Raw genomic sequence first — 24,386 nt, 5'->3', positions numbered from 1 at the left:
TGGGATGCGAGGGAGCGCAGCCGCCATCCGGAGGTCATTGCTCGGCTCCGGTGTAGGCGGCGATGGTGCGGTCGGCGCAGGCGCGGGCGGTGGCCTCGTCGGCGCCGGACGCGACGTGCGCCGCGCACCAGGCCTCGCCGCTCTGCCGGGAGAACTCCTTGCCCTCGTCGGTGGCGGCCCAGTCGGGGCCGACCTGCTCGGGGGCGCTCTCGCCGGTCGCCAGGTGGATGGACAGGCCGAGGAGCGCCATGTCCCAGCCGATGCCGACGGCGCCCGGGCCGAACTGGCCCCACATGCCGTCGTCGACGTGGGCGATGTGCTCCAGTTCGAAGCGCGCCCGGCCGTCGGGCTCCGGGGTCAGCCGGACCTCGACCCAGGACGTCTGCCCGCCGTACTCCCAGGTGGCGGAGAAGCTCTTGGGCGGGTCGCAGGTCTCGATCGTCCCGCCCGCGTTGCCTTCGAACTGGTAGCGGCCGCCGAGCCGGAGGTCGCCGGAGACCGGCAGGAACCAGCGCGGGATCCGCTCGGGGTTGGTGACGGCGTCCCACAGGTCGTCGACGCCGGTGTCGTAGACCTGGCTGATCGTCGACGTCCGCGCGGTGCCGGCCTCCAGCACCCGCTCGCCGACCTTGCGCCGTACCGCGTTGATCTGCCCGCTCACTTCGATCATGTCTCGCTCCCTGGATGGTTCCGGCGTGCGCGCTTGCCGCGGGCGATCTCGGTCGCCAGGGCGTCCAGATGCGGCGTCCAGAACCGGCGGAAACGGTCGAGCCAGGCGTCGACCTCCCGCAGCGGCGCGGAGTCGACGGCGTAGAGCCGGCGCGTCCCCACCGCCCGCACGACCGCGAACCCGTTGTCGCGCAGCACCTTCAGATGCTGCGACACGGCGGGCTGCGAGATCCCGAACTCCTCCCGGACGACGGCCGTCACCTCGCCGGACGACCGCTCGCCCTCGGCGAGCAGCTCCAGAATCCGGCGCCGCACAGGGTCGCCCAGAACATCGAACGCGTGCACGCGTCCCAAGGTACAGGCTCGGCTTATATAAGCCAACCCTTAAGAAGCGTCAGCGTCCGGCGAGGAGCCGCTCGAAGGGGACGGGGTTCTCGTACGGGTCGTCCTTGGCCGGGGCCGGGCGCGCCTCCATGAGCGCGGCCAGCTCGGCGCCGGCCCGCGCGATGCGGTCGGGCAGCCCCGTCTCCGCGCTTCCCCAGTCCTCGGACGCCGCGTAGACGCCGGTCGGGACGACGTTCGTGCGCAGGTAGGCCAGCAGCGGGCGCATGGCGTAGTCGATGGCCAGCGAATGCCGCTCGGTGCCGCCGGTGGCGCCCAGCAGCACCGGCTTGCCCTCCATGGAGTCCCGGTCCAGGACGTCGAAGAACGTCTTGAACAGGCCGCTGTAGGAGGCGTTGAAGACGGGCGTCACGGCGATGAGGCCGTCGGCGCCCGTCACCGTCTCGACGGCGGCGCGGAACGCCCCGGAGGGGAAGCCGGTCAAGGTCGCGTCCACGATGGCGTGCGCGTGGTCGCGCAGCTCGACGGTCTCGACGGCGGCGCCCTCGGCGAGGGCGCCGGCCGTCGCGGCGGCGAGCCGGTCGGCGAGCAGCCGCGTGGACGACGGCTGCCCGAGACCGGCGGAGATCACCGCGAGGGTGCTCATCGGACCTCCTCGGTGAGGCGGGACGCGTGGGTCGGCGGGCCGGCCGGGACGTGCGCCGGGCGCAGCGCCTCGAACTCCTCGCGCAGCACCGGGACGACCTCCTCGCCCAGCATGTCGATCTGCTCCAGGACGGTCTTCAGCGGCAGCCCCGCGTGGTCCATCAGGAACAGCTGGCGCTGGTAGTCGCCGAAGTGGTCGCGGAACGAGAGGGTCTTCTCGATGACCTGCTGCGGGCTGCCGACCGTGAGCGGCGTCTCGGCGGTGAACTCCTCCAGGGACGGCCCGTGCCCGTAGACGGGCGCGTTGTCGAAGTACGGGCGGAACTCGCGGACGGCGTCCTGGGAGTTCTTCCGCATGAACACCTGCCCGCCCAGGCCGACGATCGCCTGGTCGGCGGAGCCGTGCCCGTAGTGCTCGAAACGCTGCCGGTACAGGCCGATGAGGCGCTGGAAGTGCTCCTTGGGCCAGAAGATGTGGTTGGCGAAGAAGCCGTCGCCGTAGTGGGCGGCCTGCTCGGCGATCTCGGGGCTGCGGATCGAGCCGTGCCAGACGAACGGCGGGACCCCGTCCAGCGGGCGCGGCGTCGAGGTGAACGACTGCAGCGGGGTGCGGAACCTGCCCTCCCAGTCGACCACGTCCTCGCGCCAGAGCCGGTGCAGGAGGTGGTAGTTCTCGATCGCGAGCGGGATGCCGTCGCGGATGTCCTTGCCGAACCACGGGTAGACGGGGCCGGTGTTGCCGCGTCCCATCATGAGGTCGACCCGGCCGTCGGCCAGGTGCTGGAGCATCGCGAAGTCCTCGGCGATCTTCACCGGGTCGTTCGTGGTGATCAGCGTGGTCGCGGTGGACAGGATGAGCCGCTCGGTGCGTGCCGCGATGTAGCCGAGCATCGTCGTGGGGGACGACGGGACGAAGGGCGGGTTGTGGTGCTCGCCGGTCGCGAAGACGTCCAGCCCGGCCTCCTCGGCCTTGAGCGCGATCGCCACCATCGCCTTGATCCGCTCGGCCTCGGTCGGGACGGCGCCGCTGGTCGGGTCGGGCGTGACGTCGCCGACCGTGAAGATCCCGAACTGCATGCCGGCCTCCGAGATAGTAGAACTTTCAATCATTCTACCGGAACCGCGCGGGCCGGGACCGTATTCCTGACCCCTCGGGCGACGTCGCGTTCGAGCGCGTCGACCAGCCAGGCATTGACCGTCCCGGCGGTGGCGGGCACGCCGGCGACCTCGCCGAACAGCGCCCAGTACCGGCGGAGCCGCGGGTCCTGCTCCATCGCGACGGCGGGCAGCAGAGCACGCCGGAAGCCCGGTGTGTCGCGTGCGCGCCGGCCGGCGGCGTGGGCCGCGACGAAGAGGTCGAGGGCGGGGCCGGGGCCCGGCGCGCGGCCCGCGGCCACCAGCGGAGCGGCCAGCGCGACCGCCTCGCCGAGGCCGGCGATCAGCGTCGGCTCGTCCCGCACCCGCTCGGCGTTCACCCGGCCCAGCGCGCGCAGGCCGCGCAGCAGCGGCCGGTCGCTCGCCACCGCGACCATCCCGGCATAGGCGACGACCTGCTCGGGCGCCGGGTCGGCGGGCGGCTCCGGGACGCTCGCCTCCAGAAACGCCCGGACCGCCGCGTCCGGCAGCGGGACGAGGATGCGGCGGCGCCAGAACTCCAGCAGGACGTCCCGCGCGGCCGGGCCGTCCTGGACGGCGGCGAGCAGGTCGAGGCGCGCCGCCCGCTGCGCCGGGTCCGCGTCCTCGACGGCGCGGAGCGAGGCGCGGCGCCAGGCGAGCGCGGCCAGTTCGGCGTCGGCCGCGCGCCGCGCCGCGGCGACGGCCTCCTCCAGCGAGCGGTCCCCGGCGAGGACGCCGGCGATGGCGGGCAGCCCGAGCCCGAGGGCGCGCAGCCGCCGGACGAGCCCGAGCCGGTCCACCGCCGAGCGGTCGAACCGGCGGTGCCCGCCCGCGCTCCGCCCCGGCTCGAGGACGCCCTCGTCGCAGTAGAAGCGGATCGTGCGCACGGACACGCCGGTCAGCGCCGCCAGGTCGCCGATCCCCAGCGAAGTGTCGTCGGTCACATCCAGTTGAACCTCCAGCAGGCTGGAGGTCCTACCTTACGAGTGCCACACAGGAACCGCGGAGAGGAGACGACCGTGCTGGACGCGGGACGCTTGAAGGAGGGGCTGCGCACGCAGGCCCGCGGGCTCGGCGAGGCCGCCGCGGGCCCCGACCCGTCCGCGCGCGTGCCGACCTGCCCGGAATGGACGCTGCGCGATCTGGTCGGGCACGTCGGCCAGGCCCACCGGTGGGCGACCCACCTGGTCCGGACCGGTGCGACGGACGTCCTGAACACGCTGCCCGCGACCGCGCCGGACGACCCCGCGGACTGGCCGGGCTGGCTGCGCGACGGCGCGGAGGAGCTGATCGGGGCGTTCGACGCGAACCCGGACGGGACGGTCGACCATCCCCTTCTCGGGACGTGGCCGACGATCCTGTGGCTGCGCCGGATGGCGCACGAGACCGCCGTCCACCACGCCGACGCCGCGCTCGCGGCGGGGACGCCGTTCGCGGTGGCGCCCGATCTCGCCGCCGACGCGATCACCGAGTTCCTCGGGCTGCTGACGACGGTGACGGCGGCGGAGCACAAACCGGAGCTGGCCGAACTGCGCGGGACGGGCGAGACGCTGTGCCTGCGTCCGGCCGAGCCGTCCCTGCCGGGATGGCTGATCACCCGCACGCCGGACGGGCCGGTCTGGGAGGACCGCGCGGCGGAGGCGGACATGACCGTCACCGGGCCCGTCCGGGACCTGCTGCTGGTGTTCGCCCGGCGGCTCGCCCCGGACGACGCCCCGGACGTGAAGGTGGCCGGTGACGCGGCGCTTCTGGACCACTGGCTGGCCCATACGGCGGTCTGACCGGGGCCGCCGCGCGGATCAGGCGCGGGCGTCCACCGCGGCGAGGACGGCCTGGATCTCCAGCCGGACCGTGATCTCGTCGCCCAGCATGACGCGGTCTCCCCGCAGCGGGACGTTGAACGCGATGCCGAAGTCGCGGCGGGAGAGGGCGGTCGTCGCGGTGAAGCCCGCCCGAACCCCGCCCCCGGGGTCGGACCCGACGCCGTGGAACTCGGTGAGCAGCCGGACCGGGCGGGTCACGCCCCTGATCGTCAGCTCGCCGTCGAGGTGGTAGCGGGGCGTGCGGGCGCGCCGGCCGGCGGCGGCGCGCCCGACGCCTCTGCCGGTGAACGTCATGACCGGGTGCCGCCGGACGTCCAGGAAGCCGGCGGAGCGGACGTGCTCGTCCCGCTCGGGGCTGCGGGTGTCGATCGAGCCCATCCGGATCTCCGCGCGGGCGGTGGAGTCGAGCGGGTCGTCCCCGATCACGACCTCGCCGCCGAAGTCCGGGAAGGACCCGCGCACCGTGGTCATCAGGTGCCGGATCGTGAAGGCGATCTCGGAGTGGACCGGATCGATGGTCCAGCGGCCGGCTGCGAGGTCGGACACCTCGGCACCCATAAGAACCCCCAAAGAGCGATAATCAGGAGAAACTACCTCAAATCCCGCCTGGTCTGACGGGCCGCCGCGGGGGAATGCTCGGGGACATGATCGGTGAACACGTCCTCGCCGGATACGTCCACGACGCGGGCGGCAGGGAGGCGCTCGACCTCGCCCGCGGCATCGTCGCGCTGACCGGCGGCCGGCTGAGCGTGGCGACCGTCCACCCGCCGGACCTCCCGGCCGCCGCCGGCGAGGCCCGCGCGGTGCTCGACCAGCTGTCCGACCTCCTGAACGACCGGCCCGCCGACCTGATCGTCCAGGAAGGGCGCAGCGTCGGGCGCGGGCTCACCGTGCTCGCCAGCCGCATCGGCGCCGACCTGATCGTCGTCGGCTCCCCCGAGGGCGGCGCGCGTGGCCGCATCGGCGTCGGCGCCGCCGCCGACCACCTGCTGCACTCGGCGACCGAGGCCGTGATGCTCACCCCGTCCGGCTACACGCCGCCGGACGAGCTGGGGCGGATCACCGTCATGTACGTCCGGCGGCCGCAGTGCGACGAGGCCGTCATCCGCGCCTCGCAGGCCGCCGAGCGGCTGGAGGTGCCGCTCCGGCTGGTCACCCTCGCCATCGGCGACGTGCCCGCCGACCCGCTCCGCGACGACCTGGCGCTCGCCATCCGCCTCGCCCTGGACTCCGCCGATCTGCTCCCCGAGGAGGTGTCCGCCGAGCTCGCCGAGGGCGACGACGTCGCCGACGCCCTGGACGACGTCGACTGGCCCGAGGGCGAGCTGCTCGTCTGCGCGTCCAGCGAGGACGCCGCCGCCCACCGCGTCTTCCTGGGCGAGGTCGCCCTCAAAGTGCTGCGGGCCGCCCCGTGTCCGGTCACGGTCCTCCCGCGTGGCTACTACTGAGTAGTCCGTTTTGACCGTTTATCTCGAACCGCTTGCCGCTCGCCGTTTACCTCGGCTACATTCCGTCGAGATCGGAACGTGACCATTGGAACGAGGCGCGTTCCGTCCCCCCGGTCGGGCGCACCCTGCCCGAACGAGCCATGTGCAGGGAGCGAGATGGACCCGGTCGGCAAGAAGCTGCTCGACATCGCCAAGAAGGAACTCGGCTACACCGAGAAGGGCGACGGCTACACCAAGTTCGGCGAGTGGTACCGCAAGAACGTCGACGGCGACCACGACGAGTACTTCTCCACCGCCCCCTGGTGCGACATGTTCCTCGCCTGGGCCGCCGACAAGGCCGACGTCATCGACCAGGCCGGGCAGTTCGCCTCCACCGTCGAGCACGCCAAGTGGTTCAAGAAACACGACGCCTGGGGCCACGACCCCCAGCCCGGCGCCATCGTCTTCTACGACTGGAGCGGCTCCGGCGACATCGACCAGGTCGACCACGTCGGCATCGTCGAGAAGGTCGACGGCCGCACCCTCCACACCATCGAAGGCAACGCCGACGGCTACAAGCTCATGCGCAAGACCCGCGACATGGACGCCGTCGTCGGCTTCGGCTACCCGTCCAAGATCAAGGCCGAGGCCACGTACACCCCCCGGCACGCCGCCCCCGCCCCCACCGTCGACAAGGTCGGCGCCCCGGTCACCTCCACCAGCACCCACGAGGCCGAGCACAACGGCGCCGCCGAGCAGCTCCCCGCCCAGGACGTCGTCCTCGGCGGCATCCTCGCCTTCATCCTCTGCGGCACCGTCGCCCTCGCCGCCGGCCGCGCCGCCGCCGCCAAGGCCCCCACCGCGCCGCCCATCCGCGTCCGCAAGCGCGGCAAGCACCACCGCCCCTCCACCCCCGTCGCCCTCCCCGCCGACGTCACCCCCGCCGACCTCGACGCCGCCGACGCCGGCACCACCCTCATGCCCGCACTCTCCCTCGCCGCCGCCCACGAGGCCGAGGACCGCGAATTCTGGGGCCGCATCGCCCACCTCGAAGAGGACAAGGAACTCGACTTCTGGAACACCCTCCACGCCGAGCTCAGCGAGGACTCCGAGGCCGCCCGGTACGCAAGCACTCCCGGATTCCGCTAGAGTTGTCCATACGAGCCCGGGGGGCGACCCCCGGACCGGCACGCGGACGTGGCTCAGTTGGTAGAGCATCACCTTGCCAAGGTGAGGGTCGCGGGTTCGAATCCCGTCGTCCGCTCTGAGAGGCCCCATCAGGCCTCGCTCTGGTGGAGTGGCCGAGAGGCGAGGCAACGGCCTGCAAAGCCGTGTACACGGGTTCAAATCCCGTCTCCACCTCGCACACGCACAAGGGCGATTAGCTCAGTGGGAGAGCGCTACCTTGACACGGTAGAGGCCACTGGTTCAATCCCAGTATCGCCCACGAGCCGGGCTCTGGTGCTCGCCGCTTCCCGCGGCCTCACCAGGGCCCGCAGTGTTTTCCCGGGCGACAATCCTCGGCCCTCGCTGTGAGGGCTTCGCCCCCACACCCCTCCCGCCCAAGGCGACCGCCCGCAGGCCCGCGCCGTGACGGGGTCGCTGAGCCTCACCCCTCCCAGTTCAGCCAGCCCATCTACAGGTGCTCGCACGAAGTGCCACGGCTTCGCCCGCTCCCGGTTCATGTGACTGGTGATCAGATGGGCCGGGAGCGGGGGGTGAACCCCTGCGTTCGTGGGTGCGTACTGCTGGGCGTTTCCTAGCAGAGGGGCAGTGGAGTGGGCGCACGCGTACCGGCCGCCGTGACCGTGCTCGGAATTCTTCTCGGGACGGTCGTTCCGGCCGTCCCGGCCAGGGCGCATGGGGCGCTGGAGGATCCGGGGAGCCGTGCCACCGGCTGCGAACCGGGGCGCGGGGCGGCACGGGCGAGCGCCGCCTGCCGGGCCGCGGCGCGGGTGAGCGGCGCGGCGCTCGCCGAATGGGACGAGCTGCGGGTGCCGGACGTGCGCGGCCGCGACCGCGGCATGATCCCGGACGGCCGACTGTGCAGCGCGGGCATCGAGCGGTTCCACGGGCTGGACCTGCCGCGCGCGGACTGGCCCGCGACCAGGCTGAGGTCCGCCGCCCGCCACACCTTCCGCTACCGGGTGTCGATCCCCCATCGCGGCGGCTTCCGGCTGTACGTCACCCGCGACGGCTACCGCCCCACCCGGCCGCTGACCTGGTCGGCGCTGGAAGCGAAGCCGTTCCTCGACGTGAAGGACCCGCCGCGACGGGACGGGGCGTACGTCTTCGCCGGGCGCCTGCCGCCCGGCAAGGTGGGACGGCATGTGATCTACGCGATCTGGCAGACCTCGGACACGCCCGACACCTATTACTCCTGCTCCGACGTCATCCTCACCGCCGCCCGCAAGGAGCCGGCGGCCCGCGCGCCCGCGCCCGCGCAGACCGGGGACGAGGGCGCGCCCGCGAAGACACCGGACGCCTCGATCACCCCGGTCGCCGGGACGTCCCCTACGAAGCCCGCCCAGCATGACGATCTGCTCATGGCAGCGGGCGGCGCCGGCGGGCTGGCGCTGATCCTCGCGATCGGCGGGACGGTCGTGGCCCTCCGCCGGATGCGCACCCGTCAGTAGCCCGCATCGGGCAGCGGGGCCAGGAGTCTGTCCATCAGGACGTGGAGGTGGTGGCGGAAGGAGGCCACGGCCTTGGGGTCGTCGGCGCGGCGCATGCCGTGGGAGCGTTCCAGGATGCCCGAGCCCAGGAAGCCGTGCACGCACCAGACCATGGTTCCGAGCAGGTAGTAGGGGTCGACGTCCGGGGGTACCGCGTCGCGGATCGTGCGCGCGGCCAGGGTCAGCATCGGGCGGGCGTAGCGGTCCTCCAGTTCGGAGATGTCGGCGGCGTCGTCGACCCAGCGGTGCGCCCACAGGGAGCGGTTGTTCGGGTTCTCCACGTGGAAGTCGAGGTAGGCGTCGACGATCCGGTGGAGGGCGGCGCGGCCGGGTTCGAGGCCGGACACGACGTCTTCGAGCATGGTGCGCTCGGCGTCGAACGCGAGGTGCACCACCTCCAGGTAGAGCGCGCGTTTGTCCCCGGCGACCTCGATGATCGCCGCGGGAGCGGTTCCGGTGGCGTCCGCGATGAGCCGCAGGGACGTTCCGTCATAGCCGAGTTCGCTGAACAGCCGGGTCGCCACCTCGACGACCTGCCGGCGGGAAAGGGCACTCGCCATCCCGTCACCGTACGCAAGCCGAAGCCCGCCTTCCGCAACGAAGGGGTCAAATCCCGGCAAATCGCGTTTAGTCGTACGAGGCGAGGGTGCGGGCGTGGAGGCCCAGGACGTGGCTGAACAGGGCCGGGGCGGTCGAGGCGGCGGCGTCCGCGAGGACGTCCGGGGTGAGGGTCCAGTCGGTGCCGACCCAGGAGTCGGCGATGGCGTCCTCGCTGGACGGAAGGTTGTTGCACGTCTGCCGGAGCCGGACGGCGCGCACGGACTCGGCGGCCGGGGTGTCGGTCTCCACCAGCAGCACCGGGACGCCGGCCGCCGGGCCGTCCTCCGCCAGGCGCAGGAGCTGGTGCGCGTGCTCGCCGTCGAGCGCCGCGCCGGCGTCGAGGACGATCGCCAGGCGGACGGGCGGGCCGTCGCCGGGCATGTCCTGGCCGCCGCCGATGCGGCGCAGGTCGACCAGGTCGAGGAGGCGCCGGAGCCGCTCGGCCGCGCCGGAGCCGACGGCCACGCCGCCGCCGAGGAGGCGGGCGGACGTCGCCGGGTCGAAGCCCTGCAGCCAGCCCGCGCCGGACAGGCCCGCCGCGTCGATCACCTCGAGGCCGACGAGCCCGGGCGGGGCGGCGGCCAGGAACCGGGTGGCGAGGGACCAGGCGTAGGCGGTGGAGTCGCCCGGCATCGTGCCCCGCGAAATCCACACGGCGCGCCGCCACGGCAGCCGCAGGACGAGCGGTATCCGCAGGTCGGGCAGCTCGGCGGTGGACAGCCGGCCGAGCAGCACGCCGTCGGCCAGGTCGGTGCGGGGCCGCCAGGTCAGCCAGGACGGCGCGTCGAACGGCGCGACCTCCGCGGCGACGTGCGGCTCGACCCGGGCCAGCTCGTCGCGGAGCTGGCTGGCGTCGGCGCGGAGGCGCTCGTCGGCGGCGGCCATGAGCTCGTCGAAGCGCCCGCGGGGGCGGCGTCCGGCGATCTCCTCGTTGCGGACGGTCAGCGCGTGCTCGGTGGCGGCGCGGAAGGCGGCCAGGGAGCGGCTCGCGTCCTCCCAGACGAGCCAGCAGCGTTCGAGGTAGTCGACCTCGTTGGCGGGCGGGGGCTGCGGCGGCGGGACCGTGCGCGGAACCGGCGGCGCCGGGGCGGGCTGCGCCGGGGCGGGCTGCGGAGTCGCCGGTGGCGGCGGAGTGGCCGCCGCCGGCTCCGGATCCCCCGGGTCGTCGACCGCTATGCCGTGCGCGGCGACGAGTTCGGCCAGGCCGCCCGCGTAGCCCTGGCCCACGGCGCGCACCTTCCAGCGGCCGGCGCGGCGGTAGACCTCCAGCCCGATGATCGCCTTCTCCTCGCCCAGGCCCGCGACGGTGAATTCGACGATCGGGCCGCCGTCGCCGGCGGCCAGCCGGACCTGCGGCGGCGGCATCGTCCCGAACGGAACCGCGCCGGTGAGGCTCACCGCGATCAGGACCGCGGTGACGCCGGCGGGGACCGCGGCGAGGTCGAGCTCGACGCGCTGGCCGCCACCGTCCGCCCAGCGGACGCCCGGCGCCTCGGGGGCGTTGAAGAACACCAGGTCGGCGTCGGAGCGGACGCGCATGTCGGGCCCGACGAGCAGGGCGCTGACGTCCACGGGCGCGGCGCAGGCCGCGGTCGCGGTCACCCGCAGGGCGGGCAGCGCCGCGTTGGCGCCGCGGGTGAGTTCGGTCATCGGCGGTCAGGCGTGGGCGGCGATCGTCGGCAGCATGTCCTGGAACGTGCGGCCATGGCAGGGCTCGCCGATCGCGTTCATCTTCCAGCCGCCGCTGTGCCGGTAGATCCGGGCCATCACCATGGCGGTGTGGGCGCCGCCGCCGGTCAGCGTGTACCGGGCGAGCTCGCCGCCGTCCCTCTCGTTGACCAGCCGGCAGAACGCGTTCTCCACCTCGTTGAAGGTCTGGCCGTTGAACGAGCTGACGGTGAACACCAGTGAGGTGACGTGCACCGGGAGGCGGTTCAGGTCGACGATGACCGACTCGTCGTCGCCGTCGCCCGCGCCGGTCAGGTTGTCGCCGGTGTGCCGGACGGACCCGTCGTCGCTGACGAGCTTGCCGAAGTACACGACGTCGGCGAGGTTCGCGTCGGCGAACAGGACGCAGGACGCGTCGAGGTCGATGTCGCGCTCGCGGGAGCCGAAGAAGCCCTTCTTCTTCACCGCGTCCCAGCCGAGGCCCATCCGGACCATGCTCAGCGCGTCGCCGGGCTTCTCCAGCGAGATCCGCTGACCCTTCACCATCGAGACCGTCACAGCCGTCGCCTCCTCGCCGTCCCAGTGCCGCGCCGACCCCGAGGGCGTGTCGGCCCGAACGCACCCCGCCCGCTGCGGATTCCGCCAGGTGCGAGCAAAGCCTTGCAGCCCGCCCGCCCTGTTGTCACCTCGTTCCCGGACTGCGGACGGCCGGCCGCGCCCGCCGGCGGCCGGTGAAACGAATGGAAGGTTTTTCGTCCGCCGCGCACGGCCGGACACACGGTGACCTTCGCCGGGCGGCTCGCGAACGGGAGGCGGTGGTCGTGTGAGGGCCTTGGGTGTGCTGGTGGCGGCGTTGGTCACCACCGTGTCCGTGCTGGTGGGGCCCCTGCGCGGTCGGCTGACCGACCGTCCCGTGCGGGAGCGGCTCGCGGGCCGCTCCCGCACGGATCCGGCGTTCGGACGGCGTTACAGCCCGAGGCGCCGGGCGTGGCGGGAAAGGAAGGCGAGCACCTCGTCCTCGGGCTTGTCCGGGAGCCCCCACATGATCTCGGTGACGCCGGCCTCGTCCCAGGCGGCGATGTCCTCGGGCGAGGGGCGCATGGAGGCCAGCACGGAGATCTCCGGACTGCCGGCGCGACCCGCGTCCGACCAGGCCGTGTGGAGGGCGGCGACCTTGTCGAGGATGTCCCGCTCGGTGGGGGTGGTCATCCAGCCGTCGGCGTGCGCGGCGATCCAGGCGAGCGTCTTCGGCCCGCCGCCGGCGCCGATCAGCAGCGGGATGCGGGCCTGGACGGGCTTCGGCCACGCCCAGGACGGCCCGAACGAGACGAACTCCCCGGAGTAGGACGCCTGCTCCTCGGTCCACAGCGCGCGCATCGCCTCCACGTACTCGCGCAGCACGGTCCGGCGCTTGCCGGCGGGGACGTGGTGGTCGGCGAGCTCGTCGGTGTTCCAGCCGAAGCCGGCGCCGATCGTGACGCGGCCGCCGGACAGGTGGTCGAGCGACGCGATGGTCTTGGCCAGCGTGATCGGGTCGGACTCCACCGGCAGCGCCACGGCCGTCGCGAGCCGGATCGTGGACGTGACGGTGACCGCGGACGCGAGCGAGACCCACGGGTCGAGCGTGCGCATGTAGCGGTCGTCGGGGAGGGCCTCGCCGCCCGTGCCGGGGTGGGCGGCCTCCCGCTTGATGGGGATGTGCGTGTGCTCGGGCACGTAGAAGGAGTGGAACCCGTTCTCCTCGGCGGCCCTCGCCGCGGCTGCGGGCGTGATGCCCCGGTCACTGGTGAAGAGCACGATGCCATGGCGCATGCGTCCGATAGTAGAACGTGTTCTATCAGGGCGGCGGCTCCGGCGACGCCCCGCGTCTGACGACCGTCGGGAGGGCGTGACGGAGAATGACGGATTCGTGCCGTCCGGGCGATTGCGGCGCCGATGACTTTATGGGCAGATCGTTGATCGTCGTTATGGACGTGCATAGATTGGCAGGACCGGGTCTCTTCCCGCGGAAGGAGCACGTCTTGTCTCTGCGCACCGAGCCGCCGTTCCGGGCCGACCACGTCGGCAGCCTCCTGCGTCCACCGGGGTTGCTGGCGGCGCGGGACGACCACGCCCAGGGCCGCATCGACGGCGCGGCGCTCGCCGCGGCGGAGGACGCCGCCATCCGCGACGTGGTCGCCATGCAGCGCGAGGCGGGGCTGCGGTCCGCGACCGACGGGGAGTTCCGCCGCACGTCCTGGCACATGGACTTCATCTACCGGCTCGGCGGGATCAGCCCGGCGGACGACAAGATCAAGGTGCGGTTCCACAACGAGGCCGGGGACATCGAGTTCAGCACGGCGGCGCTGCGGGTGCACGGGAAGGTCCGGCTGGACGAGACGATCTTCGCCGACCACTTCGCGTTCCTGCGCGACACGGCCGGGAACGGGGTGACGCCGAAGCTGACGATCCCGTCGCCGAACATGGTGCACTACCGGGGCGGGCCCGCCTCCATCGACCCGGAGGTCTACCCCGACGTCGAGGAGTTCTGGTCCGACCTCGCCGCCGCGTACGCCGAGCAGGTGCGCCGGCTCGGCGAGCTGGGGTGCCGGTACCTGCAGCTGGACGACACCAGCCTCGCCTACCTCAACGACCCCGCGCAGCGCGCCATGATCAGCGAGCGGGGCGACGACGCCGAGCACCTGCACCTGCGCTACATCAAGCAGATCAACGCCGCGATCGCGGAGCGTCCCGAGGGCATGAACGTCACCACGCACATGTGCCGGGGCAACTTCCGCTCGTCCTGGACGGCGGAGGGCGGCTACGACTTCGTCGCCGAGGCGCTGTTCGGCGAGCTGGACGTCGACGGGTTCTTCCTGGAGTACGACGACGCGAGGTCCGGTGGGTTCGAGCCGCTCCGGTTCGTCCCGCCGGGCAAGATGGTCGTGCTCGGGCTGGTCACGACCAAGCGGGGCGAGCTGGAGTCGAAGGACGACCTCAAGCGCCGCATCGACGAGGCGTCCCGGTTCGTGCCGCTGGAGCAGATCTGCCTGTCGCCGCAGTGCGGGTTCTCCTCCACGGTCGAGGGCAACGTGCTGACCGCCGAGCAGCAGGCGGCGAAGCTGCGCCTCATCGCCGAGACCGCCGAGGAGATCTGGGGGTGACGCGGCCTCCCATCGACGCGGCGCACTGGGGGCGGCGGCTCGCCGCGCTGGCCGCGGGCCGCCGGGTGCCCGGCGCCTCGCTCGGCATCCTGCGGCTGCGGCCCGGCGGCGAGGACGAGCTGGCCGAGGCCGCCTGCGGCGTCCTGAACAGGGACACCGGCGTGGAGACGACGACCGACTCGGTGTTCCAGATCGGGTCGATCACCAAGGTGTGGACGACGACCGTCGTGATGCAGCTCGTGGACGAGGGCCTGCTCTCCCTCGACGCCCCGGTCGCCGAGGTGCTCCCCGAGCTGCGGCTGACCGACCCCGACACGGCCAAGCGCGTGACGATGCGGCATCTGCTGACGCACACCAGCGGCATCGACGGGGACGTGTTCACCGACACCGGCCGCGGCGACGACTGCCTGGAGAAGTACACGGCGGTCCTGGCGGACGTGGCGCAGAACCATCCGCTGGGCGCCACCTGGTCGTACTGCAACTCCGGGTTCTCGCTGGCCGGGCGGGTGATCGAGAGGCTGACCGGGCGGACGTGGGACGCGGCGATGCGCGAGCGGCTCTTCGCGCCGCTCGGCCTGCGGCGCACGATCACGCTGCCCGAGGAGGCGCTGCTGCACCGCGCCGCCGTCGGGCACGTGAGCGCCGCGGGGGCCGAGCCGGCGCGGGCCGCGGTGTGGCAGCTGCCCCGCTCGGTCGGCCCGGCCGGGCTGATCGGCTCGTCCGCCGCGGACGTGCTCGCCTTCGCGCGGCTGCACCTGACCGGCGGCCGGACGCCCGGCGGGGAGCGGCTGCTGAGCGGGACGTCCGCCGCCGCCATGGCCGCCGAGCAGGCGCAGCTGCCGGACACGCGGACGCTCGGCGACTCGTGGGGCCTCGGCTGGTTCCGGCTCACCTGGGACGGGCGGCGGCTCATCGGGCACGACGGCTCGACGATCGGGCAGAACGCCTACCTGCGGCTGCTGCCGGACGAGGGCCTCGCCGTCGTGCTGCTCACCAACGGCGGCGACACCGACGGGCTCTACGAGGACCTGTACCGGGAGGTCTTCGCCGAGCTGGCCGGCGTCGCGACGCCGCCGCCGCTCCGGCCGCCGGACGAGCCCGTCGCGGTGGACGCCGAGCGGCACCTGGGCGTCTACGAGCGGGCCAGCTCGCTGCTGGAGGTGGTCCGCGGCGCGGACGGGCCCGTGCTGCGCACGACCGTGACCGGCCCGCTGGCCTCTATGGTGCCCGACACGGTCACGGAGTACCCGCTGGCGCCCGTCGAGGAGGACCTGTTCGTCGCCCGGGACCCGGGCACCGGCCACTGGATGGCCGTCACCTTCTACTCCCTCCCGACCGGCGAGCGCTACCTGCACTTCGGCGTCCGCGCCACTCCGAAGGTGGCCTGAACGGGCCGGGACGGCCATGGGGCCGGAGGCTGACGTTTCGGTTAATGATGGGTGAAGTAATCGCCCTCATCGGGGGTCGCGGCCGGGACCCGGCATAGGCTCGCGGCGGACCTCGCGGCGGTGCGGGCGCGGGGACGGGGCTGGAGAGGAACCGGACCGTTGAGCGTGATCAATGTCGGGCAGGCCGTCGTCCTCGGCATCGTGGAGGGGCTGACCGAGTTCCTCCCGGTGTCCTCGACCGGGCACCTCAAGATCACCGAGGGGCTGATGGGCATCCCGGTGGACGACGAGGCCGTCGTCGGGTTCACCGCCGTGATCCAGGTCGGCGCCATCGCGGCCGTGCTGGTGTACTTCTTCGCCGACATCGTCCGGATCGTCTCGGCGTGGGGGCGCGGGATCGTCGACCCGTCCGAGCGGTACCACCACGACTACAAGTTCGGCTGGTGGGTCATCTTCGCGACCGTCCCGGTGGTGGTCGTCGGGGTCGCCGCCAAGGACCTCATCGAGGGCCCGCTCGCCTCGCTGTGGGTGGTCGCCGGGTCGCTGATCGGCGGCAGCGTCGTGATGTGGCTCGCGGACCGGCTCGGGCGGCACAAGCGCGGCGAGGACGACACGTCCCTCACCGACGCGATGCTGATCGGGTCGTCGCAGATCCTCGCGATGCTGTTCCCGGGCTTCTCCCGGTCCGGGGCGACGATGTCGGTCGGGCTGATGCTGGGCCTCGACCGGGTCGCCGCGACCCGGCTGTCGTTCTTCCTCGGCATCCCCGCGCTGACCGGCGCCGGCCTCTACGAGCTGCCCACCGCGCTCGGCGCCGGGGTGGACGCGCTGCCGCTCGCCGTCGGCACCGCCGTGTCGTTCGGCGTCGCCTACGCGTCCATCGCCTGGCTGCTCCGGTTCGTCGCGCGGCACAGCTTCACGTCCTTCGTGGTCTACCGGATCGCCGTCGGCCTGCTCCTGTTCGGGCTGCTCGGCGCGGGGACGCTCAACGCCTGAGCACGTCCGGGATGGGCAAGACTGTCACGGTCCGCAAGTCCGACGGAGAGTGGAGCGCTGACAGCGATGAACGATGCGATGTGGGCCGGGACCGTCACCATCGGCGGGCACGGCGGCGCCGAGCTGGAGGCCTACCTCGCCAGACCGCTCGGCGACGCCCCGCGCGGCGGCGTGGTGGTGATCCACCACATGCCCGGATACGACCCCGGCACGAAGGAGTTCGTCCGGACGTTCGCCGCGCACGGGTACGCCGCGATCGCCCCGAACCTGTACTCGCGGGAGGGCGCCGGGGTCAGCCCGGACGACCAGGCCGCCGCCGCCCGCGCGAAGGGCGGCGTCCCGGACGAGCAGCTCGTCGGCGACGTCGCCGGAGCGGCCGCCCACCTGAACTCGCTGGAGCACGCCAACGGGAGGATCGGCGTGATCGGGCACTGCTCGGGCGGCCGGCACGCGTTCCTCGCCGCCTGCGACCTGGACCTCGACGCCGCCGTCGACTGCTACGGCGCGTTCGTGGTCGACGACCCGCCCGAGGAGTATCCGACCAGCGCCCGGTCGATCCTCGCCAAGGCGGCGAACCTGTCGTGCCCGCTGCTCGGCCTGTTCGGCGAGGAGGACGGGTTCCCGGCCCCCGGCGAGGTCGCCGCGCTCGACGCGGAGCTGACCAGGCTGGGCAAGGAGCACGAGTTCCACAGCTACCCGGACGCCGGGCACGCGTTCTTCGCCGTCGAGCGGCCCGCGTTCCGGCCCGCCGCCGCCAAGGACGGCTGGGAGAGGATCTTCGCGTTCTTCGGCCGCCACCTGACCGCCTGAGAGGGGATTCGCATGTGCACCTACCAGACCGTGAAGGTCGAGCTGGACGGCGCGGCGAAGGGCGCGGCCGGCTGGTTCACGCTGACCGGGGGTGCCGTCTACGTCGACCACCCGTACCACGCATGCCATGAGCACACCGTGAACATCGACTTCACCAACCAGGGCGACGGCCCGTCGGCGCGGGTCGCGGTAGAGCTGACCGAGGAGTCGGCGCTGGCGCTGGTCGAGGCCATCCAGAAGGCGCTCGCCGCCGCCCCGCCCGGCCTCGCGTCCGGCCGCGGCGCGGCCTGACGCCGGGTCGTCCGGGACGTCGAGCCGTCCGCGCACCGGCCGGCGAGCGTCCTCGGTGCGGCGAAACCGCATGCCCGCCACCAGGTCCATCACCCGCCTCGGCCCGCGTCGGCGTGGCGTGCGCGGACGGCCCGGAGCCGTCCCGCCGTGAAGCTCTACAGTTTTGTGGAGTAGCTCCGATAGGACGTCGACTTTTAGCGGGCGCGCGTGGCGTCGCTGCGGTAGTCGGTGTAGGTGTAGGGGTTGTCGAGGATCTTCGTCCCGGGGATGTCGGGGTTCATGCCCGCCGCCCACGCCTCCTCCCCCATCGACGAGCGCAGGTACTCGACCGTGGCCTCGACCTCGCGGCGCGCGGCGGACAGGTCGACGCCGACGAGGCGGTGGTCGTGCTTGACCACGCGCCCGTTCACGACGACGGTGTGGACGTCCCCGCGCTGCGCCTGGAAGGCGACGTGCCCGTACGGGTTGAGGACGGGGAACGACACCGGCGAGTGGTCGTTCTTGATCAGGACGACGTCGGCCTTCTTCCCGGCCTCGAGGCTGCCGAGGTCGTCGCGGCCGAGCGTCCGGGCGCCGCCGCGGGTGGCCCAGTCGACGACCTGGTCGGCGCGCAGGCTGCAGTGCGTGACGGTGTCGCCCCTTCCGTGCGCCTCCAGGTGCATGCGGCAGCGGTCGGCGCCCAGCGTGGTGCGCATCGCCGAGAACAGGTCGCCGCTCCACCAGACGCTCGTGTCCATGGACAGCGACACCGGGATGCCGTGGTCGCGCAGCACCCACGTGGGCGGGTAGCCCTGCCCGGCGCTCTGCTCGCTCTCGGTCGACACCGAGATGGACCCGCCGGTGGCGGCGATGCGGTGGTAGGAGTCCGCGGACAGCGACGCGGCGTGCACGTAGACCGTCTCGGGCGTCATGAACCCGTTGTCGTGCATCTGCTTGATGCCCTCGTCGCTGGTCGCGCCCCAGACCCCGGCGTGGGTGGTGACGGGCACGCCGAGGTCGCGGGCGGTCTCGAAGGCGGCCTTCTCCGGGAAGGACGGGTCGCCGAGCACGTCGAACGCGATCTGGAAGCCGAGCATGTCGCCGCCGGCGAGCCGGCCCGCGAGGTCGCGGAACTCGGGCGTCCCGGTCCATTCGGCGGGCGGCGCCTGGATGTTGCCGTAGGCGAGGACGAACCGTCCGGGCACCGAGCGCAGCGCGTCCACGGCGGCGTCCGCGTGGGCGGGGGTCTGCAGCCCGTGCGACCAGTCGACGACCGTGGTCACGCCGGCGTCGACGGCCTCGATCGCGGCGAGCAGGTTCCCGGCGTGGACGTCCTCGGGCCGGAACCGCTTGCCGTGCTCCAGGTAGTACCAGACGAAGTACTGCGTCAGCGTCCAGTCGGCGCCGTAGCCGCGCATCGCGGTCTGCCACATGTGCCGGTGGGTGTCGATCATCCCGGGCATGACGATGCCGCCGGACGCGTCGATCTCGGCGGTGCCGTCCGGCACCGGCAGGCCGGGCCCGACCGCGGCGATCCGGTCGCCCTCGATGAGGACGTCGGCGCCGTCCAGGACCTCGCGCCCGGCGGTCATCGGCAGCACCGTGCCGCCGCGCAGCACCAGGGGGCGGCCCGGCTCGAACTCGCTCATCTTCGCACTCCTCGTCCTCGGGACCCGACCGCCGGGAGCAATCACGGACCGATGTCCGCTCTACGGTCAAACCTGCATGGAGCCACTCTCGTGACCGGTAGTCACAGTGTCAACCACTTGACCGGCGCGGATACTGGCATGCCAGAATCGAAGTGACGGACGAATGTCCGTCCAACGGACGAACAAGGGAGCCGGATGACTGACGACACCGCGGGCGGCGGGCCGCTCTCGGGGGTGCTGGTGGCGGACTTCTCCCGGATCCTGGCCGGCCCCTACGCGACGATGCTGCTGGCCGACCTCGGCGCCGACGTGGTCAAGGTCGAGGGGCCGGACGGCGACGACACCCGCACGTGGACGCCGCCCGCCCGCGGCGACGCCGCGACCTACTACCTCGGCGTCAACCGGGGCAAGCGCTCCATCGCTCTCGACCTGCGGGACGAGAGGGACGCCGCCGCCGCCCGCGAGCTGGCCCGCCGCGCCGACGTGCTGATCGAGAACTTCAAGCCCGGCGGCCTCGCCCGCTTCGGGCTCGACTACGACTCGGTGCGCGCCGCGAACCCGGGCGTCGTGTACGGCTCGATCACCGGGTTCGGGTCCGGCGCGGGACGGCACGTCCCCGGCTACGACCTGATGGTGCAGGCGATCTCCGGGCTGATGAGCCTGACCGGCGACCCGGACGGCCCGCCGTACCGGGCCGGCATCTCCGTCTTCGACGTGATGGCGGGCAACCACGCCGCGATCGGCATCCTGGCGGCGCTGCGGCACCGGGACGCGACCGGCCGGGGCCAGCTCGTCGAGGTGAACCTGCTGTCGTCGGCGCTGACCGGCCTCGTCAACCACAGCTCCGCCTACGTCGCCGGCGGGACCGTCCCCTACCGGATGGGCAACGCGCACCCGAGCGTGTTCCCCTACGAACCGCTGCCGACCGCCGACAACGACCTGATCGTCACGGCGGCGAACGACGGCCAGTTCCGCAGGCTGTGCGAGGTGCTCGGCGTCCCGGACGTCCCGGACGACCCGCGCTTCGCGACCAACGCCGACCGCACCGCCAACCGGGCGGAGCTGCGTCCGATCCTGGTCGAGCGGCTGCGGCTGCGCGGCGCCGTCGAATGGTTCGAGCTGCTGGTCGAGGCGGGCGTGCCGAGCGGCCCGATCAACACGATCGACGGAGGCTTCGCGATGGCGGAGCGCTTCGAGCTGGACCCGGTCGTGGTCGTCGGCGAGGGGGACCACGCGGTCCCGACGACCCGGCACCCCATCCGCTTCTCCGAGACGCCCGCGACGTACCGGCTGCCGCCGCCCGGCCTGGACGAGCACGGCGCCGAACTGCGTCAATGGCTGTCCGAGCCGCAGGAGGACGACCGTGGCTGAGACTCCGGAGTACCCGACCGCGCTGGGCGCGTCCAGCCGGGAGACGATCACGCTGCTGGGCCACGACCTCGCCAGGGACGTGATGGGCGAGGTCGGCTTCGGCGAGCTGGCGTTCTGGCTCGCGACGCAGCGGCGGCCCGCGGCCGGGGAGACGCGGGTCTTCGAGGCCGTCCTCGCGGCGCTCGCCGACCACGGCTTCACCCCGACCGCGATCGTCACCCGGCTGACGTACCTGTCGGCGCCCGACTCGGTGCAGGGCGCGCTCGCCGCCGGGCTGCTGGGCGGCGGGTCCCGGTTCCTGGGCGTCACCGAGGACACGGGCCGGTTCCTCCACGACGTCCTGACCTCGGTGGACGGAGACCTGCCGTCCACCGGCGCGGGCTGGGACGCGCTGGCGCTGCGGACCGTCCAGCGGGAGCGGGAGGCGAAGCGGTTCGTGCCCGGCCTCGGCCACCACGTGCACAAGGACGGCGACCCGCGCACGCCCCGCCTCATGCGGATAGCCACCGAGGAGGGCCTGTTCGGCCCGCACCTGTCGCTGTTCGCCGCGATCGGCCGCGTCCACCCGGAGGTGCTCGGCAGGACGCTGCCGCTGAACGGCGCCGGCGTGTGCGGCGCGGCGCTCGCCGACCTCGGCCTCCCGCTGGAGCTGCTGCGCGGGTTCGCGCTGCTCGCCCGTACCGCCGGGCTGATCGGCCAGCTCGCCGAGGAGCTGCGCACCCCCGTCGGCAACGAGATCTTCCTGTCGGTGGACCTCAACAACCGGTCCGTCGCCCCCGACCCCTACACCCCCGGAGACCGTCATGGCTGAACTGGTCGCTGTGATCGCTTCGACCCACCACCCCTTCTACCACCGAGCGAGCACGGCGACGGGAGAGGACCGCCCCGACTTCGCGGACGAGTGGGTCCGCAAGGTCGAGGCGTTCCGCGAGACGCTGACGAAGGCCCGGCCGGACGTCCTGGTCATGGTCGGCTCCGACCACTTCCACCAGCTGTGGCTGGACAACATGCCGCAGTTCCTCATCGGCAAGGCGCCGTTCTACGACGCGAACTGGTACAACGAGGAACGCGAGTTCGGGCTGCCGCGCATGCTGATGAAGGGGCAGGAGGACCTGTCGTCCCACCTCCTGCGCGAGGGCCTGGACGCGGGCTTCGACCTGGCGTTCTCCAACGAGCTGCGCATCGACCACTCGATCACGTGCCCGATCATCACGCTCCGCCCGCAGAACGACCTGCCGATCGTCCCCGTCTACACCAACATCTTCGCGCCGCCGCTGCCGCGGCCGAAGCGGTTCGTCCAGCTCGGGAGGACGATCCGGGAACTGGTCGAGTCGTGGCCGGGGAACCAGCGCGTCGCGGTCATCGGCACCGGGCACCTGTCCCTGGAGCTGGGCGGCCCGCGCCAGTTCGGCCCGCACGGCCCCGACCCCGAGTTCGACGCGAAGGCCGTCGAGTGGATCTCGTCCGGCGACATCGAGGGCTGCCTCGCGGAAGTCACCCTCGACAGCCTGCACGCGCCCGGCAACGCCACCCACGGCTTCATGGACTTCATGCTGATGATGGGCGTGGCGGGCGAGGGCGCGAAGGCCGACTACGTCGACACCTACGACCTGTTCCACACCATGGAGGCGTACTTCACCTGGTACCCGAACGGAGGCGGCCAGTGAGCAAGTACCTGCTGAACAAGTTCCTCTACACCGTCGACCGCGACCCCGGACTCGTCGAACGCTACCGGGACGAGCCGGAGGCGACCGTGGCGTGGTGGGAGGGGGAACAGGCCAACCGGATCATCAACTGCCACGGCGGCGAGTCGTCCACCTGGCTCGCGTTCGAGGACGAGGAGCGGGCGGCGCTCGCCGGGCACGACTACCCGAAGCTGTTCGAGCTGGGCGCGCACCCGTTCCTGACGCTGACGCTGTTCATCGCGATGTTCGAACGCGACCACGACGAGCCGCTCGGGTTCCAGCTCGAATACGCGCGGCGGCTCGGGCACTTCTCGCTCCCCTACCCCGACATCGCGACCTGAGCCGATGCGCGCCGCGGAGATCAGGGAATGCGGGCGTCCGCCCGTGGTGGCGGAACGCGAGCCGCCCACGCCGGGCGACGGCGAGGTCCTGGTGGACGTGCTCGCCGCGCCGATCACCCCGCTCGACCTGCTGTGCGCGAGCGGAACGTCGTACTTCGGGACCCCCGCGACGCCGTACGTGCCGGGCGTCCAGGGCGTCGGGACGTTCGAGGGCCGGACGGTCTGGTTCCCGTCCCCGGCCGGGATGGCGCCGGGCGACGGGAGCATGGCCGAGGTCGCGGCCGTCCCGGCGGCCTCGGTCGTCGAACTGCCGGACGGCGTCGACCCGGTGTCGCTGGCGGCGCTCGGGCTGTCGGCCGTCGCCGCGCACATGGCGCTGACCTGGCGCGGGGAGCTGGCCGCCGGTGAGCAGGTCATCGTCCTCGGCGCGGGCGGGGTCGTCGGTCAGGCCGCCGTGCGGCTCGCCCGGGCGGCGGGCGCCCGGCGCGTCATCGCCGGTGCCCGGTCGCCGGAGGCGCGGGCGCGAGCCGCGCGGGCCGGGGCGGACACGGTCGTCGCGCTCGACACGTCCGACGTCGCCGAGCTGGCACGGCGGTTCGCCGGCGCCGCGGACGGGCCCGCGGACCTGGTGCTCGATCCGCTGTTCGGCGCCCCGGCGGCGGCAGCGGCCCGGACGCTGCGGCCCGGCGGGCGGCTCGTCAACCTCGGGAGTTCGGCGGGCGAGACGTGCCCGATCGAGTCGTCGGTCATCCGCGGCAAGTCGCTGCGGCTGCTCGGCTACACGAACAACGAGCTGTCGGCCGAGCAGCGGGTGGCGTCGATCGGGTTCGTCGCGGAGCAGGCCGCGTCCGGGAAAATGGACGTCGCCCACGAGACCGTGCCGCTGGCGGACGCCGCGGCGGCATGGCGGCGTCAGGGCGAAGGGCGAGCGGCGGGACGGATCGTGCTCACCCCGCGGTGACCTGCGGGACGGTCTCCAGCCGCGCGAAGTCGGCGCTGATCTCGCCCGCCGCGTGCAGCAGCAGCGGCAGGTGCTCCTCCACGAGCTGCTCGAGCGGGGTCTCGGCGGCGTGGGTGTTGACGTTGATGCCCGCGATGACCTTGCCGGAGCCGTCCCGCAGCGGGGCCGCGACCGAGCGGATGCCGCGCGCGAGCTGCTCGTCCGTCAGCGCCCAGCCGCGCGCCCGGACCTCGCGCAGCTCGGCGTCGCGCTCCTGTTTCGTCAGGCGGACGCGCGGCTCCAGGCCGGAGCGGGTCGGCTCGGCGACGATCCGGTCGACCTCGGCCGGGTCGAGCGCCGCGAGCTGCACCTTGCCGAGCGAGGTCTGCAGCGCCGGGAACCGGGTGCCGATCTGCACCGCCAGCGCGACGATCTTGGGGACGGCGACGCGCGCGACGTAGACGATGTCGGACCCGTCGAGCTGCGCGATCGAGCACGACTCGTTCGTCCGGGCGACGAGCCGCTCCATGTGCGGGCGCGCCACGTCCCACAGCCCCATGGACCGGACGTAGGAGACGCCGAGGTCGAGCACGCGCGGCGTGAGGGCGTAGCCGCCCTCGGCGGCCCGCACGTAGCCGAGCTCCTGCAGGGTGAGCAGGATGCGGCGGGCGGTCGGCCGGGCCAGCCCGGCCGCCTCGGCGACCTGCGCGAGCGACATGACCGGGCGCCGAGCCTCGAAGGAGGTGATGACGTCCAGGCCCCGGGCCAGCGCCTCGATGAAATCCGGTCCGGTGCCTTCCCGTGGCATCGATCATCCCCTCGCCGGCC

26 protein-coding genes and 3 tRNA genes are annotated in these 24,386 nt (G+C 73.0%); 17 read left to right on the top strand and 12 right to left on the bottom strand.

Annotated elements, in window-relative coordinates; all coding sequences use genetic code 11:
• Positions 1-34: 34 nt before the first annotated feature.
• Genes SM611_RS22660 through SM611_RS22640 form a run of 5 tightly spaced genes read right to left on the bottom strand, consistent with a single transcriptional unit; the run spans position 35 to position 3,716 of the window.
• On the bottom strand, positions 35-670 hold the full coding sequence (locus SM611_RS22660) for an SRPBCC family protein (protein WP_371951887.1): 636 nt from the start codon (positions 668-670) through the stop codon (positions 35-37).
• Complete coding sequence (locus SM611_RS22655; protein ID WP_371951886.1) at positions 667-1,014, bottom strand: ArsR/SmtB family transcription factor; 348 nt, start codon at positions 1,012-1,014, stop codon at positions 667-669. The genes SM611_RS22660 and SM611_RS22655 overlap by 4 nt, the downstream gene beginning before the upstream one ends.
• A gap of 49 nt (positions 1,015-1,063) precedes the next feature.
• Positions 1,064-1,657 carry an FMN reductase gene (locus SM611_RS22650; RefSeq protein ID WP_371951885.1) on the bottom strand — a complete coding sequence of 198 codons (594 nt, stop codon included), beginning with the start codon at positions 1,655-1,657 and terminating at the stop codon, positions 1,064-1,066.
• Positions 1,654-2,733 (bottom strand): LLM class flavin-dependent oxidoreductase, encoded by a 1,080-nt coding sequence (locus tag SM611_RS22645; RefSeq protein WP_371951884.1) that lies wholly within the window; start codon positions 2,731-2,733, stop codon positions 1,654-1,656. Before SM611_RS22645 ends, SM611_RS22650 begins: the two co-directional genes overlap by 4 nt.
• A gap of 29 nt (positions 2,734-2,762) precedes the next feature.
• The gene (locus SM611_RS22640) at positions 2,763-3,716 is read right to left on the bottom strand and encodes a MerR family transcriptional regulator (protein WP_371951883.1); all 954 of its coding nucleotides are present in this window, start codon (positions 3,714-3,716) and stop codon (positions 2,763-2,765) included.
• Positions 3,717-3,791: 75 nt separating this feature from the next.
• Between SM611_RS22640 and SM611_RS22635 the strand changes: the two genes are divergently transcribed.
• Entirely contained in the window at positions 3,792-4,553 is a 762-nt protein-coding gene (locus tag SM611_RS22635) for a maleylpyruvate isomerase family mycothiol-dependent enzyme (protein ID WP_371951882.1), read from the top strand.
• Positions 4,554-4,571: 18 nt separating this feature from the next.
• Here SM611_RS22635 and SM611_RS22630 read toward each other — a convergent pair whose 3' ends face one another.
• Positions 4,572-5,141 (bottom strand): YceI family protein, encoded by a 570-nt coding sequence (locus SM611_RS22630; protein ID WP_371951881.1) that lies wholly within the window; start codon positions 5,139-5,141, stop codon positions 4,572-4,574.
• Positions 5,142-5,239: 98 nt separating this feature from the next.
• Between SM611_RS22630 and SM611_RS22625 the strand changes: the two genes are divergently transcribed.
• The 6 genes from SM611_RS22625 (at position 5,240) to SM611_RS22600 (ending at position 8,658) form a co-directional block, all read left to right on the top strand.
• On the top strand, positions 5,240-6,043 hold the full coding sequence (locus SM611_RS22625; protein ID WP_371951880.1) for a universal stress protein: 804 nt from the start codon (positions 5,240-5,242) through the stop codon (positions 6,041-6,043).
• Between the two features lie 156 nt (positions 6,044-6,199).
• On the top strand, positions 6,200-7,171 hold the full coding sequence (locus SM611_RS22620) for a CHAP domain-containing protein (RefSeq protein ID WP_371951879.1): 972 nt from the start codon (positions 6,200-6,202) through the stop codon (positions 7,169-7,171).
• A gap of 42 nt (positions 7,172-7,213) precedes the next feature.
• A tRNA-Gly gene (locus tag SM611_RS22615) sits at positions 7,214-7,286 on the top strand.
• Positions 7,287-7,313: 27 nt separating this feature from the next.
• Positions 7,314-7,384, top strand: a tRNA-Cys gene (locus SM611_RS22610).
• A 13-nt stretch (positions 7,385-7,397) separates the two neighbouring features.
• Positions 7,398-7,469 (top strand) — tRNA-Val (locus tag SM611_RS22605).
• Positions 7,470-7,800: 331 nt separating this feature from the next.
• On the top strand, positions 7,801-8,658 hold the full coding sequence (locus SM611_RS22600; protein ID WP_371951878.1) for a lytic polysaccharide monooxygenase auxiliary activity family 9 protein: 858 nt from the start codon (positions 7,801-7,803) through the stop codon (positions 8,656-8,658).
• On the opposite strand, the gene SM611_RS22595 is transcribed toward SM611_RS22600, so the two are convergent.
• The 4 genes from SM611_RS22595 to SM611_RS22580 all read right to left on the bottom strand — a co-directional run bounded on the left by SM611_RS22595 (position 8,652) and on the right by SM611_RS22580 (position 12,777).
• A complete protein-coding gene (locus SM611_RS22595; protein ID WP_371951877.1) occupies positions 8,652-9,257 on the bottom strand; it encodes a TetR/AcrR family transcriptional regulator in 606 nt (201 codons plus the stop codon). The two genes, SM611_RS22600 and SM611_RS22595, sit on opposite strands and share 7 nt — an antisense overlap.
• Before the next feature lie 67 nt (positions 9,258-9,324).
• On the bottom strand, positions 9,325-10,947 hold the full coding sequence (locus SM611_RS22590; RefSeq protein WP_371951876.1) for a TerD family protein: 1,623 nt from the start codon (positions 10,945-10,947) through the stop codon (positions 9,325-9,327).
• A 6-nt stretch (positions 10,948-10,953) separates the two neighbouring features.
• Entirely contained in the window at positions 10,954-11,523 is a 570-nt protein-coding gene (locus tag SM611_RS22585) for a TerD family protein (RefSeq protein WP_371951875.1), read from the bottom strand.
• Positions 11,524-11,931: 408 nt separating this feature from the next.
• Positions 11,932-12,777, bottom strand: coding sequence for an LLM class F420-dependent oxidoreductase (locus SM611_RS22580; protein WP_371951874.1), 846 nt, complete (start codon positions 12,775-12,777; stop codon positions 11,932-11,934).
• 209 nt (positions 12,778-12,986) lie between these two features.
• On the opposite strand from SM611_RS22580, the gene SM611_RS22575 reads away from it, so the two are divergent.
• The 5 genes from SM611_RS22575 to SM611_RS22555 all read left to right on the top strand — a co-directional run bounded on the left by SM611_RS22575 (position 12,987) and on the right by SM611_RS22555 (position 17,593).
• Complete coding sequence (locus SM611_RS22575; protein WP_371951873.1) at positions 12,987-14,108, top strand: 5-methyltetrahydropteroyltriglutamate--homocysteine S-methyltransferase; 1,122 nt, start codon at positions 12,987-12,989, stop codon at positions 14,106-14,108.
• Positions 14,105-15,496 carry a serine hydrolase domain-containing protein gene (locus SM611_RS22570; RefSeq protein WP_371951872.1) on the top strand — a complete coding sequence of 464 codons (1,392 nt, stop codon included), beginning with the start codon at positions 14,105-14,107 and terminating at the stop codon, positions 15,494-15,496. The genes SM611_RS22575 and SM611_RS22570 overlap by 4 nt, the downstream gene beginning before the upstream one ends.
• A gap of 165 nt (positions 15,497-15,661) precedes the next feature.
• Entirely contained in the window at positions 15,662-16,492 is an 831-nt protein-coding gene (locus SM611_RS22565) for an undecaprenyl-diphosphate phosphatase (protein WP_371952158.1), read from the top strand.
• A 66-nt stretch (positions 16,493-16,558) separates the two neighbouring features.
• Positions 16,559-17,302 carry a dienelactone hydrolase family protein gene (locus SM611_RS22560; protein ID WP_371951871.1) on the top strand — a complete coding sequence of 248 codons (744 nt, stop codon included), beginning with the start codon at positions 16,559-16,561 and terminating at the stop codon, positions 17,300-17,302.
• Positions 17,303-17,314: 12 nt separating this feature from the next.
• Entirely contained in the window at positions 17,315-17,593 is a 279-nt protein-coding gene (locus SM611_RS22555; RefSeq protein WP_371951870.1) for a DUF6295 family protein, read from the top strand.
• A 194-nt stretch (positions 17,594-17,787) separates the two neighbouring features.
• Here the strand turns inward: SM611_RS22555 and SM611_RS22550 are convergent, their stop codons facing one another.
• On the bottom strand, positions 17,788-19,221 hold the full coding sequence (locus SM611_RS22550; protein WP_371951869.1) for an amidohydrolase family protein: 1,434 nt from the start codon (positions 19,219-19,221) through the stop codon (positions 17,788-17,790).
• 195 nt (positions 19,222-19,416) lie between these two features.
• Here SM611_RS22550 and SM611_RS22545 point away from each other — a divergent pair, with 195 nt between their 5' ends.
• The 5 genes from SM611_RS22545 to SM611_RS22525 are packed head-to-tail and all read left to right on the top strand — an operon-like array spanning position 19,417 to position 23,579.
• Positions 19,417-20,592 carry a CaiB/BaiF CoA transferase family protein gene (locus SM611_RS22545; RefSeq protein ID WP_371951868.1) on the top strand — a complete coding sequence of 392 codons (1,176 nt, stop codon included), beginning with the start codon at positions 19,417-19,419 and terminating at the stop codon, positions 20,590-20,592.
• The gene (locus SM611_RS22540) at positions 20,585-21,403 is read left to right on the top strand and encodes a citryl-CoA lyase (RefSeq protein ID WP_371951867.1); all 819 of its coding nucleotides are present in this window, start codon (positions 20,585-20,587) and stop codon (positions 21,401-21,403) included. Before SM611_RS22545 ends, SM611_RS22540 begins: the two co-directional genes overlap by 8 nt.
• Complete coding sequence (locus SM611_RS22535; RefSeq protein ID WP_371951866.1) at positions 21,396-22,259, top strand: DODA-type extradiol aromatic ring-opening family dioxygenase; 864 nt, start codon at positions 21,396-21,398, stop codon at positions 22,257-22,259. Before SM611_RS22540 ends, SM611_RS22535 begins: the two co-directional genes overlap by 8 nt.
• Entirely contained in the window at positions 22,256-22,618 is a 363-nt protein-coding gene (locus SM611_RS22530) for a hypothetical protein (protein WP_371951865.1), read from the top strand. Before SM611_RS22535 ends, SM611_RS22530 begins: the two co-directional genes overlap by 4 nt.
• 4 nt (positions 22,619-22,622) lie before the next feature.
• On the top strand, positions 22,623-23,579 hold the full coding sequence (locus SM611_RS22525; RefSeq protein ID WP_371951864.1) for a zinc-binding dehydrogenase: 957 nt from the start codon (positions 22,623-22,625) through the stop codon (positions 23,577-23,579).
• On the opposite strand, the gene SM611_RS22520 is transcribed toward SM611_RS22525, so the two are convergent.
• The gene (locus SM611_RS22520) at positions 23,566-24,366 is read right to left on the bottom strand and encodes an IclR family transcriptional regulator domain-containing protein (protein ID WP_371951863.1); all 801 of its coding nucleotides are present in this window, start codon (positions 24,364-24,366) and stop codon (positions 23,566-23,568) included. The genes SM611_RS22525 and SM611_RS22520 overlap by 14 nt on opposite strands.
• Between the last annotated feature and the right edge of the window lie 20 nt (positions 24,367-24,386).

Source organism: Actinomadura monticuli (assembly GCF_041463655.1).
GTDB classification, from domain to species: domain Bacteria; phylum Actinomycetota; class Actinomycetes; order Streptosporangiales; family Streptosporangiaceae; genus Spirillospora; species Spirillospora monticuli.
The sequence above is the reverse complement of the archived record's forward strand: the minus strand, read 5'-3'. Positions and strand labels throughout refer to the sequence as shown.